We start from the raw sequence: 15,882 nt of genomic DNA, 5'->3' as shown, positions 1-15,882 counted from the left end.
TTCATGCGGCAGTCCGACAGAGATATAGTCATGCGACGTTCTCCACGTCCAGAATAACCGCACCTGTGCGCTGTCCGCTCTCGACCAGCTCGTGCGCGCGTGCGCAATCCCGAAGCGGCAGTACCTCATGGATTGGTACGTCGAGCGTCCCCAGCTCCAGAAGATGATTGATGCGCATAGCTGCGTCGGCTCGTTCCCCGGGTGTGAGCAAATAAACCAGCACGAACTGAAGCTCGATGCCCTTGAACAGAAACTTGTAGAACGGTATCTCCGGCCGCATCACCCTGGCTGAGCCATAGGTCACCACTGTCGCGCGATCCGAGAGCAGATCGGCCAGAGACTCCACATTGGCGCCGAATTCGACTTCAACGGCGTGATCGATTAGTCGCCCATTTGTCGCATCGAGCACGTCCGCAACGAAGGTGGGGCTCGTGTAGTCAACGAAGGCATCGGCACCAGCGCTGGTGATGCGTTTTTCATCAGCTGAGCCATGTCCGGATGCGACCACGAACGCGCCTGCCTGCCTGGCGAACTGCACGGCCAGCCGTCCGACTGTGCCGGCTCCGCCACTGATCAGGACGGTGCGCCCGGCCACGTCGCCGAAAGCTGTCGTGACGTGGCACGCCGTGAGGGTTGGAATGCCCAGTGCTGCGCCAACCAGGTAGGAGGCGTTGTCCGGGAGCGGGAAGACCAGCTTCTCGTCAATCGCAATGTACTGGGCAGCGGTGCCGGAAGCCCGTCGCCACTGCCCATTGCTTACCCAGACGCGGCTTCCAGGGGTGAGCCGGTTGCATCCAGGGCCACACTCGATAACGATCCCGGCACCGTCGCTGTGTGGAATGACGAACGCAAAGGCAAGGTCGCTCTTCCCGCCGCGAGCCCCCGCCCTCGCCTTGACGTCCGAGGGGTTGACGCCCGACGCATGGAGTTGCACAAGGACTTCCCCATGACCGGGGGACGGCATTGGACGCTCCCCGTTCACTAGCACCTCGCGTGCGGGTCCGACCCGCTCATACCAGACAGCTTGCATCGCGTTCTCCATTCATTTTCGTAACGAGGAAATCGTATCGCGGAGCCATCAAGCTGAAGAACGCATAATACCGATCGCAGCTATCGTTATTGGAGATTGATGTGCGAGACCTTGACATAGACCTCGTCCGCTGCTTCGTTGCTGTCTCGGATGCGCGGAGCTTCACCGGTGCATCGAAGCGCCTTTGCAGATCGCAGTCCGCGATCAGCACGCGGGTTCAGCGGCTTGAAGATTTACTCGGGGTCGAGCTTTTTTCCCGCAACAGTCGCCAGGTCGAGCTAACTACTGCCGGGGAACAGTTCCTCAACTACGCTGTCGGTCTGCTGCGTCTGAACGATGAGGCTGTCGGTATGGTTGGCCGCAGGAACCTCGAAGGGCGCCTGCGCCTGGGCATCGTCGAGTATCTTGTTCCTCACCGGCTGCCGGAACTGTTAGGCCGGATTCGTCGACTGCTCCCGCGGGTTGAGCTGAGCGTCAGGGTAGCGCTTAGTGAGGAGTTGCTACGTGCGTTCGATGCCGGTGACCTTGATGTCGTTCTCGTAAAGGAGCAGGAGGGTCGCGGCTCACCTCACCTGTTTCGCGAGGAAAAGATGCACTGGGTCGCGGCTCAAGATCTGGACGTCCCACCACCCTTGGTTGACCTGTGCCTGCTGCCCGCTCCCTGCGCGTTCAGAGCTGCTGCCATCTCGGCGCTCAATTCGGGCACGATCCAATGGCGAGAAGCGCTGACTTTGAGTGGCGTCGTCGGTGTCCAGTCCCGCATCAAGGAGGGCCTTGGCATTTCGGTCCTTTGCGAATCCGCGCTGGACGACGGACTTGTTACCTTGCCGCAAGGCAATGGTGCCTGGCCCGAATTGCCGGGGATAAGGCTGGTGACCTATGAGCGAAGTCCTGATCCACTTGGTCGTGCGCTGATTGACCTTCTGAAGGAGTGAGTGCGGCTACCCGTGCGGGAGTGGCGGCAATTTCCGGGCGCCTTCGTTAAAATGCTCGGTGCTGCGCGCGCCCAGCACCGACGCAATGCTTGACCGCTATCGTGCGCGCCGAGCCGGGGCCAAAAAAAAATCGGCGCAGGCCCCGGCAAGAAGTTGTCTGTTGCATATGCGAATGCAACCGCGACTGTATGGCGTTCCTCCTTGAGGCCGAGCTTCGCGAGATCGAACTGCCCATTGCAAATGCGATGCGTCAACTCGATTCCTGAAATCGTGGTCGCGGCGCTCCCGAATCGCTTGAAACCAGGCATCACGTTCGTTCTGGACTTGATGTGGCGATGGCCTTGCTCGATCCCGTTGTTCAGATATTTTGAGGAGCGGACCTTCGTGTCTTCAGCCAGCAGACCATCGGTCTTCATTTCGCGTACCGCGCGGTGTGAGGCGGCATAGCCGTCGAGCGTGATGGTCTGCAGCGGCTGGCCCTGACGCTTGATGGCCTTGCTGAAAAGAGCTTTGGCCGCAGCCACGTCGCGTCGGACTCTGAGCATGAAGTCCACCGTCTGCCCAGCCCGATCCACTGCCCGGTACAGGTAGACCCACCTGCCGCGAATCTTCAGGTAGGTCTCATCGGTACGCCACGAGCGAGCCGCAGGTGTAGCAAAGCGGTTCCAGCGTTTGACGAACTCGGGTGTATAACGCCTCACCCAGCGCAGAATCGTCGTGTGAGCCAGCGACAATGCCCGTTCGACCATCACTCGACCAGATCGCGAAAGCTGAGCTTGTAGCGTAGGTACCAGCGAACGCACACAATGATGATCTCCCGATCAAAATGGCGTCCGCCGAACAACTTCTCCGGACTCTTCAGCTTGTTCGTCGCGGCTCGTCGGTTTGTTTTGTTCCGACAACTCTAACCCATTCGCCGGCCCTATTTGCACCAGAGCCCCACTGAGATGCCTCGATGCGCCATCATTCTTCCAGGTTTCTCAGACTGAGCGGATAGGCCACATACCAGCGCACGCAAGTCAGGATCACATCAAGCGGGTAATGCAGGCGTTTGAGCACGCGGGCCACGGTCGGATTCAGCGTCTTCATCCAGCTTTCAGTCGTTCGTCTTGTTACGAACATCATAGCCGACTCGACCTATTGCAACAAAACACAGCAACATCACGTCTAGCGGGTGATGCAACTGTTTGAGTACTTTTGCCACAGCTCGGATTGAGCTTCTCGGTCATCGATCAAGTCACACATTAAGGGCCGTCAGCATAGCAGACCGCCGTATTGCGACAGATCACCGCAGAGCAGAATTTTATGCGGTCGAGGTTTTGTACCTTCCGGATTTTCTCCTATGATCAATGCGGGCGCGGTACCTCACGCCGACGAGCCTGGAGTGTCAGTGTACGCGTCGTTTGCTCAACGCGTATTCGGCGGTCTGATTCACGAACGGAAGAGATTTAGGATTCCCGTTGCATTGAAAATCCCTGTGGCTGCTCGATGCCACCCGCAATTCGCGGGGCGACACGTAAACGCTGCGCCGCAATCGCACGTGTTATCGGATCGCCACAATTTGACCGGATTCACTCCGGGGACGAAGGAGCATTCAATGGGGCAAGCGAACCGATCCATTTTTGCGCGCGCATGGCCGGCAGTGGTTGCGCGCCTCATCGGGCTGTCGTCCGGTCGGCGTCGCCATAGTGTGATACGTAGCGCATCAGAGGACGTCGCGCAGGCGGAGCCTGTTTCCACACACTCGTCCCGGACGTGTCCTGAGGCGAATGCCACGTATCCCGATCTTGACGGGCACGCGAGCTGGCTCGACGAGCGCTCGTTCTGCCTTTACGTACCGATCGTCGCAGGCAGTGGGGAAAGGGGGCTCGCCGTATGGGCGGACCGGTTGCGTACGCTCGGTCTCGCTTCGGTCGTGACGACGGTCGGTGAATCGTTGCGTGACAGCGTGGACGTCCTCCATGCTGGTTGCGATGCGGGTTTGGCCGAACCCGAACCTTATCTCGAAGTCCTCGTCGGCGGCGAGACGGGCGCTTTTCTCTACTATCGCGGCGACGAGATCGAAGACGAACTCTCCGCCTTACACGACGCGCTCGATCGTCGCAGTCATGCCAGCCGTCCACCATCCTGACAGGGCTTGTCGCCCGTATTTCACAGCGATGCACGCCGGCATCTGCGGTGCCGCGTGCGCGCTTGTTTTCGATAGGGGGTTACACGATGTTGAATGCAGTCATTCCGAGTCAGGCGACCGTCTATCAGCAATGGGTACAGGGCCTGAGCGACTCGAACGAGGCGTTCCGCAGGCTCGCTGACGCGCAGTTGCGCATCAGCGCTCTTGCGATCGACGTTGGCGTCGCGTCGCTTGTGTCGTACCAGTCGGTGCTGCGCGTGGTGATCGACGAGAACGTCGTTGGCAGGCTGTTCGGCCAGCCGCTACGGCAGGCGATGACGGCTGCGGTCAAAATGGCAGCGTGCGGATCGGCGAGCGACGGCGCCGTCGTCTCTCACGCGTCGAGGTAGGCTCGCGATGACGACCTTTCTGCAGCAGCGCATTCGTTCTTTCGGTCCGCGTCCGTGTCTCGTGTCGGCAGGCGAGACCGTCACCTATGATGCATTCGGCAAGCGGATCGATTTCTGGCACGGCGAACTCGACCGTTGGTGCGTGAGGCGCGGTGACACGGTGGCCGTGTGCGGTGACTATGCGCCTGATGTCTGCGCATTGCTGCTCGCACTCGCGTTTGCCGGAGCGATCATCGTGCCCATTGCGTCTGCCGGCGTGAAGCGCGACGAGTTTCTTGAGATTGCGGAGGTCGGCCTCGTCATCATGTTCGACGTGGCAGGTGCTCCCCGAGTTGAACGCCGGTCGATGCCCGTTACCGCGCATCCGCTGATCCGGCAGTTGCGCGCGGAAGGTGCCGCTGGCCTGATTCTCTTCAGTTCCGGCTCCACAGGCCGAAGCAAGGCTTCCCTGCTTGACTTTGACCGGATGGCAGCGAGGCTCGAACGGGCGAAGGGCCGCGCGTACATCACGCTTGTCTTTCTGATGCTCGATCACATCGGCGGCATCAACACGCTGCTGAACGTGCTGTGCCAGGGTGGGACGATTGTGACGCCGGCTACGCGGACACCCGATGCGGTGTGCGAAGCGATCGCGCGCTACCGTGTCGAGTTGCTGCCGACCAGTCCGACGTTCATTAACATGATGCTGATTGGCGGTGTTGCGGCGCGCTACGACCTGTCGTCGCTGAGGCTCATTACATACGGCACTGAACCCATGCCCGAAACGACCCTTGCCGCGCTGCACGGCGCACTGCCCGGTGTGAAGCTGAAACAGACGTACGGACTGTCCGAGCTTGGCATCCTGCCAACGCAATCGAAAGGCGCGGGTTCGTTGTGGATGAAGCTCGGCACGGACGGGTTCGAACACAAGATCGTTGACGGCGTACTGTGGGTACGTTCCGCAACGGCGATGCTCGGCTACCTGAATGCCTCGTCGCCCTTCGATGAGCAAGGGTGGTTCAACACCCAGGATGTCGTCGAGACTGACGGCGAGTATGTGCGCGTGCTCGGGCGCCGCTCGGAGATCATCAATGTTGGCGGCGAAAAGGTTTACCCGGGCGAAGTTGAGAGCACGCTGCTCGCTGCCGGTAACGTCCGCGACGTGACGGTGTCGGGCCGGCCCAATCCGGTGACCGGACACGTCGTCGTCGCGCGCGTATCCTTGATCGAGCCGGAGGCGCCGGCGATGCTTGCCGCCCGGCTCCGGGATTTCTGCGCGGGCCGCCTCGAACGTTTCAAGGTGCCGGTCCATATCGATGTCGATGACGGCGTGCATCATAACGACAGGTTCAAGAAAGCCAGAGTGTCACGACCGACGGAGCAGCCCGTATGAGCGATGCAGACGACGTAGTTATCATCAGTGGAGGAAGCAGGGGCCTGGGGCTTGCGCTGGTGCGCACGTGTCTGAGCGCTGGCCGGCGGGTCGCGACCTTCAGCCGTGCGCGCACCGGCGACATCGACGATCTGATCGAACGCGACACGCACGCCGCGCGGTTTCACTGGCAAGCAGTTGACAGTACCGACAGCGCGGCGGTCTCGCAGTTCGTTGCGGGCGTGGCGGACCGCTGGGGTGGCGTCAGCTCGCTTGTGAACAATGCAGGCGTGAGTCACGACGGGCTCCTGGCGCTGATGCGCGAGGATGCGATCGAACAGATGATCGCGGTCAATCTGACTGGCACGATCCTGCTCACGCAAAGCTGCACGAAGTGGATGCTCCGAGCGAACCGCGGCGCGATTGTGAACATTGCGTCGGTGAACGCGATTCGTGGCCACGCGGGGGTCGCCGTCTACAGCGCAACGAAGGCGGCGCTCGATGGCCTGACGCGCAGCCTTGCGCGCGAACTCGGTGCGTGCAACGTTCGTGTCAATTCGGTCGCGCCCGGTTACTTCGAAAGCGATATGGTGCAGCACCTCGACGAGAAGGCGCGTGCGCGGATTGCGCGACGCACCCCGCTCGGCCGGCTCGCCGATACGACCGACATCACAAACGTCGTCGAATTTCTGATATCCGATCGCGCCTCGTTCGTCACGGGGCAGACGGTCGCCGTGGACGGAGGCATCACATGCTGAATCAACGATTTGAGCGCCACGAGACCGAGCGGCTCGTCCATGGTGCCGTGAGCAAGATCATGAGCCAGCGCGGGCTGCCGGCGCGAGAACTGCGTGAGGACGACAGGCTGAATGCGACGCTCGGCCTGAGTTCGCTCGATCTCGCCCAGCTTGTGTTCGATCTGGAACTGACGTTCGGCGCCGATCCGTTCCAGACCCTCGTGCCGATCACGTCGGTCCAGACTGTCGGGCAGCTCGTTGGCGCCTATCTGCGGCTCTTCGACGACACGGGGCTGGCCGACCCGAATGACGAACTGGCCGATGCGCAGGCGGCAAGCGAGCGTCGCCGACAACGGCGGGGGGCGCGAGGATGACGGACGCGACCACGCACACGCCCAACGACGGAGCGAATACTTCTCGGTCGTCCTCCAGTCGTGGCATCGCGATCGTCGGGATCGGCTGCCGGTTGCCGGGGGCGAGCGACTGGAAAGCGTACTGGCAGAATCTCATCGATGGTGTCGAGTCCATTCGTTTCTTCGATGATGCCGCGCTGCTGCGCGCGGGGGTCGACCCCGCGCAGCTCGCATCGCCCGGTTACGTGAAAGCGTCGCCCGTCATTGACGACTTTGACCGCTTCGACGCGGGCCTGTTCGAATATTCGCCACGCGAAGCACGCGTGATCGACCCGCAGCACCGCGTCTTTCTCGAAGTTGTCCACGATGCGCTCGAGGATGCCGGATACTGGCCAGATACGTATGACGGTTCGATAGGGGTGTTCGCTGGCGCGGGCGGCGTGGTCAGCAGCTACTTCGCGTCGAACCCTGCGTTGCGCGGCTCGACGGGCGGTGTCGAGCACATCGGCAACGACAAGGATTTTCTCGCGACGCGTGTGTCGTACAAGCTGAACCTGACGGGGCCGAGTGTCACGGTGCAGACTGCATGCTCGACGTCACTCGTCGCGATCCATCTCGCATGCAGCAGCATCCTGAACGGTGAATGCGACATGGCGATCGCCGGGGCGTCGACCGTACGCGTGCCGCACATCGCCGGGTACACGGCGCGCCAGGGCGATATCCTGTCTCCGGATGGGCATTGCCGCGCGTTCGACGCGCGTGCGCAAGGCACGGTGTTTGGCAGCGGCGCGGGCGCGATCGTGCTCAAGCACGTCGAAGACGCGCGTGCGGATGGCGATCACATCTATGCGGTGATCCGCGGCACGGCGATCAACAACGACGGTGCGTCGAAAGTGAGTTACACGGCGTCGAGCGTGAGCGGGCAGGCGAAGGCGATGCTCGACGCTTTCGCCTGCGCGGGCGTTGCGCCACGGGCAGTGGGCTACGTCGAGACGCACGGCACCGGCACGGTAGTCGGCGATCCGCTCGAAATCGATGCGCTGACAAAGGCGTTCCGGCGCCACACACAGGACAGCGCGTTCTGTGCGGTCGGTTCGGTGAAGACGAATATCGGACATCTCGAACAGGCGTCGGGGATCGCAAGCGTGATCAAGGTCGCGCTTGCACTCGATCGCGGGCAGATTCCACCGAGCCTGAACTTCGATACACCGAATCCCAGGATTGCGTTCCCGCAGACCCCGTTCTTCGTGAACACCGCGTTGCGCGACTGGCCGCGCGGCGCTGCGCCGCGGTTCGCGGCCGTCAATTCGCTCGGTCTTGGCGGCACAAATGCGTTCGCCGTGCTTGAGGAGGCACCCGTTCGGGCGCCGACGACCGTTGAGGACGACCGTCCGCTGCACGTGCTCACGCTGTCTGCCCGCTCCGGGCGCGCGCTCGGAGCGCTCGCGGACCGATGGCGCCAGTCTCTTGCGACGACAGACAAGCCGGTTGCCGACCTCTGCCATACCGCGAATACCGGGCGCCAGCCGTTCAACTGGCGGCTGACGGCGATCGGCGGCACAGCGAGCGAACTGGCGGCGCAACTCGCTGCGCCCCCGTCGGTGGAGCGCCTTGGCAAGCGCCCGCTTGCGTTCCTGTTTGCCGGGCAGGGCGCGCAGTACGCCGGGATGGCGGCCGCGCTGCATCGAACGCAGCCGGTATTCCGCGCTGCGCTTGACCGCTGCGACACATTGTTGCGCCCGCATCTCGGCAAGCCGCTGCTGTCGGTCCTGTATGGGGACGCGCGCTCAAAAGCGCGCATTGACCAGACCGCGTATGCGCAGCCAGCGCTCTTTGCAGTCGAATGGGCGCTTGCCGAACTCTGGCGGTCGTGGGGCATCATGCCGGACGCAGTGCTTGGGCACAGCGTTGGCGAATACGTGGCGGCCTGTGTGGCCGGCTGCTATGACCTCGAGACAGGCATTGCGCTGATCGCGGCCCGCGGCCGGCTGATGCAGGCGTTGCCGAAGGGCGGTGCGATGGCCGCGCTCTTCGCAGGGGGAGAGACGGTCGCGCAACTGCTTGACATTTGCGACCCGCAGGCAATTGGCATCGCTGCGTACAACGGGCCCGAGAACACGGTCGTGTCGGGTCGCGCAGAGGCCGTCGCCGAAGTGCTCGCGCGTGCGCAGCAGGCGGGCATCGGCGGGCGGGAGCTGAGCGTCTCGCATGCATTCCATTCGCCTTTGATGGCGCCTGCTGCGACTGGGCTCGAAGCGCTTGCGGGCAACTATTGCGCGGCCGCGCCGACGATCCCGCTCGTTGCGAACCTGACTGGCGCCTTCGCGGACGCTCCGCCGACACCCCGGTACTGGAGCGATCACGCGCTGCAGCCGGTGAGTTTCATTCGCGGTGTGCGCACGCTCGCACAGGCTGGCATTGTCGATTTCGTTGAGGTTGGCCCCGGCACGACGCTCGTGTCGCTCGCGCAGCAGATTCTGGGCGATGGCGAAGCAGGCGAGCGGCGCTTCCTCGCCTCGATCGGACCCGACCGTGAATGGAGCGAGCTGACGGCGTCGCTTGCCGCGCTCTGGCGCAGCGGCACGCCAGTCGACTGGCGTGCGTTCGACGCACCGTACTCGCGGTGCCGCGTGTCCGCCCCGACCTGTGTGTTCGAGCGCGAGCGTTACTGGCTCGACGCGGGCCGCGGCGTGCCGGCGGGAAACATTGGTTTTGCGGTCGGTACCGCAACGGGACCCGGAGGCGATATTCCGGGCAGGCGTCTGCTCTCGCCGCTCGCCGCGTGGCAGTTCGCCGCGACCTACGACCTCGACACGGTACCGTGGCTCACCGATCACCGGATTTTCGGGATGGCAGTGCTACCGGTGACAGCGGGGCTGGTTGCCCTCGCGGTGGCCGGGAACGAGCGTTTTGCAGGCGCGCCCGTGTCGGTTGAATCTTTGACGTACGACGATGCGCTCGTTGTCCCCGATGACGGCGCGCGCGCCGTTCAGGTCGTTCTGCAAGGCGATGGGAGTGACATTGATGCCGAACTCGTCAGCCGCAGTGCGACTGACGACGCGTGGCGGCGCCACCTTCGCGCGCGGGTGTGTGCGCGTGCCGCACCACGCCTCGCGTCGATCACGATGCCGTTACCCGCATCGGCAGACCTCGAAAGGATGGTGCCGATCGAGCCGTTGCGATACTACGAGGCGATCGCACCGCTCGGATTCGGCTACGGCCCGGGCTTTCGCGGCATCGTCGCATTGTGGCAGGGCGATGAGGAAGCGCTGGGCCGGGTGGAACTGCCCGCGCATCTCGAAGTGGCCGCGTATCCGCTGCATCCCGCTCTGCTTGACGCGTGCCTGCATATCTATCCCGCGCTCGTACCCGAGTACCGTAGCCTTACCGGCCTAGAACCGAAACCGGAAGGCACATGGTTGCCGATTTCAGTCGAACGGTTCGAGATCGAGCGCACGGGTGCCGGGCACGTATGGGTACGGGCGAAACGGCGCCCGGCGCAGGCGGACGTCGTCACACTGGATATTGAGATCTACGGCGATGACGGCGCTCCCGTCGCACTGCTCGGTGGACTGACGGTGAAACCGATCACGCGCACGCAGATTTCGCCGCAGGTCAACTCACGCAATCGCGCGCTGCATCGGCTCGAATGGATCGAGCGGCCCATGCAGCCGCTGCAGGACGCGCCTGCGGCCGGACCGTCGAACTGGCTGATCGTCACCAGTTCCGATCTCGGCATCGCCGACGCGCTCGACGCACGGCTACGTGCACTCGGACACCATACGTCCGTGCTGCCGCTTCCGGAAAGCGGCACGGACGGCGACGTGCAGGCGTCGCTCGGCACCGCGCTGTCCGCGCACCCCGACGGGACCGGCTCCGTTGGTGTGGTGCTCCTGCATGGGCTCGGCGAGCGCGTGGACGAGGCCACCTCAGTCGACGCACTCGCCGCGGCCGAGCGCCGCTTCAGTGGCGGTACGCTTGCGCTCGTGCGTGCGCTCGCCGAAGCGAACATCGAGGCCGCGCCACGCGTCTGGCTCGTCACGCGCGGCGCGCACGCCCCTGTGGCGCGCGCGCCCGGCGGCGACCCGCTGCAGTCGTCAGTCTGGGGCATCGGACGTGTTGCCGCGCTCGAATATCCCGAACTATGGGCCGGGATGATTGACATCGGCGGGAAAGAAGACGCCGCAGCACTGGCAGCGGAGTTGTTCGCCGTTGACGGCGAAAATGAGGTCGCGTTGCGCGCGGGTCGCCGCTATGCCGTGCGCCTCGATCAGGATGACGAACCGGCGCCCGAACGGATTGTTCCGCCGTTCGATCCGGCCGCGACCTATCTCCTTACCGGAGGGCTGGGGGCGCTCGGTCTGAAGGTCGCGGACTGGCTCATCACCGCGCAGGGCGTCCGGCATCTGGTGTTGACGGCGCGTCGCGCCCCAGGCGAACAGGCCAGGGCGGTTCTCGAGCGTTGGGAAAAGCAGGGGGCGAGTGTGGTCGTCAGGCAGGCCGACATCACGCGCGAGGCGGACACGCATGTGCTGATCCGGCAGATCGGGGCCGAGCTACCGGCACTGAAGGGCGTGTTCCACTGTGCAGGCAATCTTGACGATGGCGTGCTAGCACAGATGGACTGGGACAGGTTCGCGGGAACGACCGGTCCCAAGGTGCTCGGTGGCTGGGCGCTGCACGTCGCGACGCGTGACCTGCCGCTCGATCATTTTGTGTTGTTCTCCTCCGTGCTGAGCCTGACGGGGGCGATGGGGCAGGCGAATTATGTTGCCGGTAATGCATTTCTCGACGGTCTGACCGAATATCGGCGCCGGCTCGGTCTGCCGGCGCAGGCGATCAACTGGGGGCCGTGGGGCGGTGAGGGTCTTGCGACTGAGTCAGGAGAACGGGGCGCGGCAATCTGGCGCGCGCGCGGCACAGTGTACATTGAAACAGAAGAAGGGATCGCGCTGCTGCACGCGATTCTCGCGCGCGGGGTCCAGCAGAGCATCGTTTCGATCACTGAATGGCCGCAATGGGCCGCGCAGTACCCCAGGCGCCCGCTCCTGCTTGAGCGGCTCGTGCGTGGTGCGCCAGCGCCTGCTGCCAGCGCCCTCTTCACGCGCGCCCAGGTGAATACGCGGCTGGGATCGGTGCCGGACCACGAACGGCGTGACGTGCTGCGCGACATCGTCGGTCAGATGGTCCGCGCCATCCTTGAAGTCAAGGGCGCTTTCGATTCGACACAGCCGCTTCGCGAGCTAGGTCTCGATTCGCTGATGGCGATCACACTGATCAACCAGCTCGATGCGGCCATTGGCGTGAGATTGCCAGCCGCAGCAATGCTCAAGGGGCCAAGTCTCGATCAGCTTGTCGACGAACTGCTACCGAAGGTCAAGGTTGAGAGCGACGACGCCGTACCCGAACAGATGGGGGCAGCGATGCCTGCGCTTGTACAGACCACCTTGAGCACGGCGGCTTCGGCGACTGTGCCGGCCGAACGATGGCTTGTCCGGATCCGGCCGAATCCCGAGGCGCGTTACCGGTTGATCTGCTTTCCGTTCGCAGGTGGCGGTTCAGCCGTCTACCGCGCGTGGGCAGATGCGACAGGCCTGGATGCGGAGATCCTTGCGGTCGAGCCGCCCGGCCGGCTCTCGAGGATTAGCGAGCCGCCCGTGAACCGGATCGACGCGTTCGTCGATGGTCTGCTCGCCGAGCTGCGTCCGCTGCTGGACCGGCCGGTCGCATTCTTCGGGCACTGTGTCGGCGGTCTGACCATGTACGAAACGACGCGTGCACTGATCGAGCGCGAGGGCGTTACACCCGCGCACCTGTTCGCATCGGGTGCGCGTCCGCCGCACCGCCTCGTTGCCGATGCCGCGTTCGAGCGCAGGCTCGCGGCGACGCTTGTCGAACTGCGTGAATTCGATATTATCGCACCGCTCTACCGGCAACCGGATGACGTCCTCGCGGAAGCGCTGCGTCACTTCCAGATCGAGGCGACCGAGCGGATGCTCGCGATTCCGGAGTTGCGCGAGCTCGTGCTGCCTGTCGTGCGGGCGGAGTTCGAGATGGCAAGCCGCTACGTGTTTGTGCCGCGTTCGCCGTGGTCCGTGCCGATCACCAGCTTTCGGGGCAAGGACGACATCTATGTGACGCACGAGGACGCGCTCGCGTGGCGCGATTTCACAACAGGTGAGTTCAGCCTGTTTACACGCGACGGGGCGCATTTCGGCGTCGTCGACGATCGCGCGTTCATTCTGGATGCGATTTCGGACGCGCTTGCCGGGTGAACACCGATGACAATGATGCCCGTAATGACGACGCGGTGGTTCCCCTCGGCGACCCCGACGACGACAGCGCGGCTGTCGCTGTTCTGTTTTGCGCATGCCGGCGGTGGCGCGTCGGCATTTCGCGGCTGGCGTCGCCTCCTCGAACCTGCGATCGATGTGTTCGCTGTCCAGTTGCCGGGGCGCGAGAGCCGGCTCGACGAGGTTCCGCATACTCGCATGGACCAGGCTGCAGACGAGGTCGCAGCGGCGATGCAGCCCTATCTTTGCCGACCGTTTGCGTTGTTCGGACACAGTATGGGGGCGGCGATCGCGTTCGAGGTGGCGATGCGGCTCACGTGCGCGCCCGTGCATCTGTTCGTGTCGTCGTGGCTGCTGCCTAAACCTGCGCCGCATCCGGGACGTTTCGTGAACCAGGTGACGGACACGGAGTTGCTCCAGACGGTTTCGCGATACGGCGGCCTGCCCGACGGGCTGTTGCGCGACGCCGAATTCGCACAGGAATTCGTGCGCGTGTTGCGCGCCGACATGACGCTGCTCGATGCTTACCGGCCCGCCGTGGTGCAACTACGCTGTCCGGTGACCGTACTCGGCGGTGCAGACGACCCTGTTGTGCGTGCCGCCGAACTTGAGCGCTGGAGGGGGGTCGAGCGCGTCGCGGCAGTGCGTGTCTTTCCGGGCGGCCACTTCTATCTGCGCGATTCGCAGTCGGCATTGCTCGATACGATTTCGCGGCAAATGCTTGGCTTGCCCGCCGACCTGCAATGAGCGGAGCTTCATGGTGACGCGGGAGGGGGCGCAAATGGACGACGATCTACAGTACCTAAAGGAAATGAAGCACCGGCTCCGGCGCATTCGCGAATATACACGGGAGGGCCGTCGCGCATTCATGGCGTCGAACATGATGCAGGACGCTGTCGTGCGCAACATTGAAATGATCGGCTACACATGGACCTGTCTCAGTCCAGAGTACCGGTTGAGGTTACCGGACTTTCCGTGGCGGCTGATCGGCGCGCGCGTCGACTACCTGATGCACCAGCGCAACCCGGAACGGTTGAGGAAGCTCGTCTGGCTCGCAGTGCGGCGTAGTGTGCCAGAACTAGAGCGGGCGATGCGCAAGCATGTTCCAGAGATCGATGGAATGCCCGTGGACCGCGGTGCATTGCCCGGCCCGCGTCCGGACCTGAAAGCCGTAGCGCAACGGGATGAACGGGCCGCATGACGGATCATTCGCATCACCGTACCCTGTGTAGCACGATGTCCAACACGGACGCAGACGTAGGCGAAAGGAGCAGTCATGAACCTTGCCGGAAAAACGTTGTTTATGTCGGGGGGTAGTCGCGGCATCGGTCTCGCGATCGCGGTGCGCGCAGCCCGCGACGGTGCCAATGTTGCGCTCGCCGCGAAGACCGCGACGCGACATCCCCATCTCGAAGGGACGATCTACACGGCTGCGAAAGTAATTGAGGACGCAGGTGGCCATGCGTTGCCGCTCGTCGCCGATATCCGCGACGAAGCGCGGGTGCAGGCAGTTGTCGATGAGACAGTTGCAGCGTTCGGCGGGATCGACATCGTGGTCAACAACGCGAGCGCGATTCGCCTGACCGGCACACTCGACACGCCTGTCAGTCGCTACGACCTGATGCATGGCGTGAACGGACGCGGCACGTTTGTCTGCGTACAGGCGTGCGTGCCGCACCTACGCAGGTCGTCAAATCCCCATATCCTCACACTGTCGCCACCGTTGTCGACGAACCCAAGGTGGTTTCGTGACTACCCGCCGTACCTGATCGCAAAGTACACGATGAGCCTGTTCACGCTCGCATTTGCGGCAGAATTCGCGGACCTTGGAATTGCCGTCAACTCGCTGTGGCCCAGAACGACGATTGCGACTGCGGCGGTGCGCAACGTGCTCGGTGGCGAGGACATGATCGCGGCGTCGCGCACGCCTGAAATCGTTGCCGACGCCGCGTACGCGATTCTCACGCAGCCGGCAGCCACATGCACTGGCAGGTTTTTCATCGACGACGAGGTACTGCTTGCCGCAGGCGTGCGCGATTTCGCCCATTATGACATGCAGGCGGGCGCGCCCTTGCAGGCGGACTTCTTCGTCGATGCGTTGCCGGGCATGCGCTCTGCCGACATGTTCGCCAAACAGATCGCGTCGCCGTGACGTTTCACGGCGCGAACCACAATGACAATGAGCACATCCCGACTCAAGGCACTGATGCTGAAGGAAACGGACAATGGCGTCCTACCGTCAATCGAATGGCTGAACGTCGACAATCTGCCGGACGGCGATGTCGTCGTCGACGTCCATTACTCAAGCGTCAACTAAAAGGACGCGATGGCGATTGCCAATCGCGGGATTATTCGTACGTTTCCAGCGATACGGGCATCGATCTCGCCGGCGTTGTCGCGACGTCGGCCAGCCCCGGGCTCCAGCCGGGCGACGCAGTCGTGCTGACAGGCTGGGGGATAGGCGAGCGTCACTGGGGCGGTTTGACACAGGTCGTCCAGTCGGACTGGCTCGTCCCGTTGTCGCCTGGTCTCACGCCAAGGCGGGCGATGGGGATCGGCACCGCCGGGTTCACGTCAATGCTTTGCGCATTCGCTCTGGAACCGCACGACGTCCGTCCCGCGGGCCGGAGAGATTCTCGTGACAGGCGCGAGTGGGGGCGTCG

Annotated in this window: 12 protein-coding genes and 2 pseudogenes; 11 read left to right on the top strand and 3 right to left on the bottom strand. The window is 63.5% G+C overall.

Going from position 1 to position 15,882, the window contains the following annotated elements; genetic code table 11:
- Positions 1 to 28: 28 nt before the first annotated feature.
- Positions 29 to 1,042 (bottom strand): NADPH:quinone reductase, encoded by a 1,014-nt coding sequence (locus AB4Y43_RS30660; protein WP_083245714.1) that lies wholly within the window; start codon positions 1,040 to 1,042, stop codon positions 29 to 31.
- Positions 1,043 to 1,131: 89 nt separating this feature from the next.
- Here AB4Y43_RS30660 and AB4Y43_RS30655 point away from each other — a divergent pair, with 89 nt between their 5' ends.
- Complete coding sequence (locus tag AB4Y43_RS30655) at positions 1,132 to 1,965, top strand: LysR substrate-binding domain-containing protein (protein ID WP_069269255.1); 834 nt, start codon at positions 1,132 to 1,134, stop codon at positions 1,963 to 1,965.
- Between the two features lie 197 nt (positions 1,966 to 2,162).
- On the opposite strand, the pseudogene AB4Y43_RS30650 reads toward AB4Y43_RS30655, so the two are convergent.
- Both AB4Y43_RS30650 and AB4Y43_RS30645 read right to left on the bottom strand, forming a co-directional pair.
- A pseudogene (locus AB4Y43_RS30650) lies at positions 2,163 to 2,827 on the bottom strand (IS6 family transposase); the annotation flags it as partial.
- Positions 2,828 to 2,931: 104 nt separating this feature from the next.
- Positions 2,932 to 3,054 (bottom strand): annotated as a pseudogene (locus AB4Y43_RS30645) (IS6 family transposase); the annotation flags it as partial.
- Between the two features lie 601 nt (positions 3,055 to 3,655).
- On the opposite strand from AB4Y43_RS30645, the gene AB4Y43_RS30640 reads away from it, so the two are divergent.
- The 10 genes from AB4Y43_RS30640 to AB4Y43_RS30595 all read left to right on the top strand — a co-directional run bounded on the left by AB4Y43_RS30640 (position 3,656) and on the right by AB4Y43_RS30595 (position 15,536).
- Complete coding sequence (locus AB4Y43_RS30640) at positions 3,656 to 4,096, top strand: hypothetical protein (RefSeq protein ID WP_368729510.1); 441 nt, start codon at positions 3,656 to 3,658, stop codon at positions 4,094 to 4,096.
- 86 nt (positions 4,097 to 4,182) lie between these two features.
- Positions 4,183 to 4,485, top strand: a complete 303-nt coding sequence (locus tag AB4Y43_RS30635; RefSeq protein WP_069269246.1) for a hypothetical protein — start codon at positions 4,183 to 4,185, stop codon at positions 4,483 to 4,485.
- A 7-nt stretch (positions 4,486 to 4,492) separates the two neighbouring features.
- Complete coding sequence (locus AB4Y43_RS30630) at positions 4,493 to 5,857, top strand: fatty acid--CoA ligase family protein (RefSeq protein ID WP_069269247.1); 1,365 nt, start codon at positions 4,493 to 4,495, stop codon at positions 5,855 to 5,857.
- Positions 5,854 to 6,594 (top strand): SDR family NAD(P)-dependent oxidoreductase, encoded by a 741-nt coding sequence (locus AB4Y43_RS30625; protein ID WP_069269248.1) that lies wholly within the window; start codon positions 5,854 to 5,856, stop codon positions 6,592 to 6,594. Before AB4Y43_RS30630 ends, AB4Y43_RS30625 begins: the two co-directional genes overlap by 4 nt.
- Complete coding sequence (locus AB4Y43_RS30620) at positions 6,588 to 6,947, top strand: acyl carrier protein (protein ID WP_069269249.1); 360 nt, start codon at positions 6,588 to 6,590, stop codon at positions 6,945 to 6,947. Before AB4Y43_RS30625 ends, AB4Y43_RS30620 begins: the two co-directional genes overlap by 7 nt.
- Positions 6,944 to 13,201, top strand: a complete 6,258-nt coding sequence (locus AB4Y43_RS30615) for a type I polyketide synthase (RefSeq protein ID WP_368729509.1) — start codon at positions 6,944 to 6,946, stop codon at positions 13,199 to 13,201. The genes AB4Y43_RS30620 and AB4Y43_RS30615 overlap by 4 nt, the downstream gene beginning before the upstream one ends.
- A gap of 24 nt (positions 13,202 to 13,225) precedes the next feature.
- Complete coding sequence (locus AB4Y43_RS30610; protein WP_368661801.1) at positions 13,226 to 13,966, top strand: thioesterase II family protein; 741 nt, start codon at positions 13,226 to 13,228, stop codon at positions 13,964 to 13,966.
- Between the two features lie 34 nt (positions 13,967 to 14,000).
- The gene (locus AB4Y43_RS30605; protein ID WP_141710950.1) at positions 14,001 to 14,420 is read left to right on the top strand and encodes a DUF86 domain-containing protein; all 420 of its coding nucleotides are present in this window, start codon (positions 14,001 to 14,003) and stop codon (positions 14,418 to 14,420) included.
- Between the two features lie 75 nt (positions 14,421 to 14,495).
- On the top strand, positions 14,496 to 15,371 hold the full coding sequence (locus AB4Y43_RS30600; RefSeq protein WP_069269252.1) for an NAD(P)-dependent oxidoreductase: 876 nt from the start codon (positions 14,496 to 14,498) through the stop codon (positions 15,369 to 15,371).
- A gap of 27 nt (positions 15,372 to 15,398) precedes the next feature.
- Complete coding sequence (locus AB4Y43_RS30595; protein WP_256095096.1) at positions 15,399 to 15,536, top strand: hypothetical protein; 138 nt, start codon at positions 15,399 to 15,401, stop codon at positions 15,534 to 15,536.
- The last annotated feature ends 346 nt before the right edge of the window (positions 15,537 to 15,882 follow it).

The organism is Paraburkholderia sp. BR10872 (assembly GCF_040965835.1).
Lineage (GTDB): Bacteria > Pseudomonadota > Gammaproteobacteria > Burkholderiales > Burkholderiaceae > Paraburkholderia > Paraburkholderia nodosa_A.
Note: the sequence above shows the minus strand (reverse complement) of the source record. Positions and strands in the feature narration are given on the sequence as shown.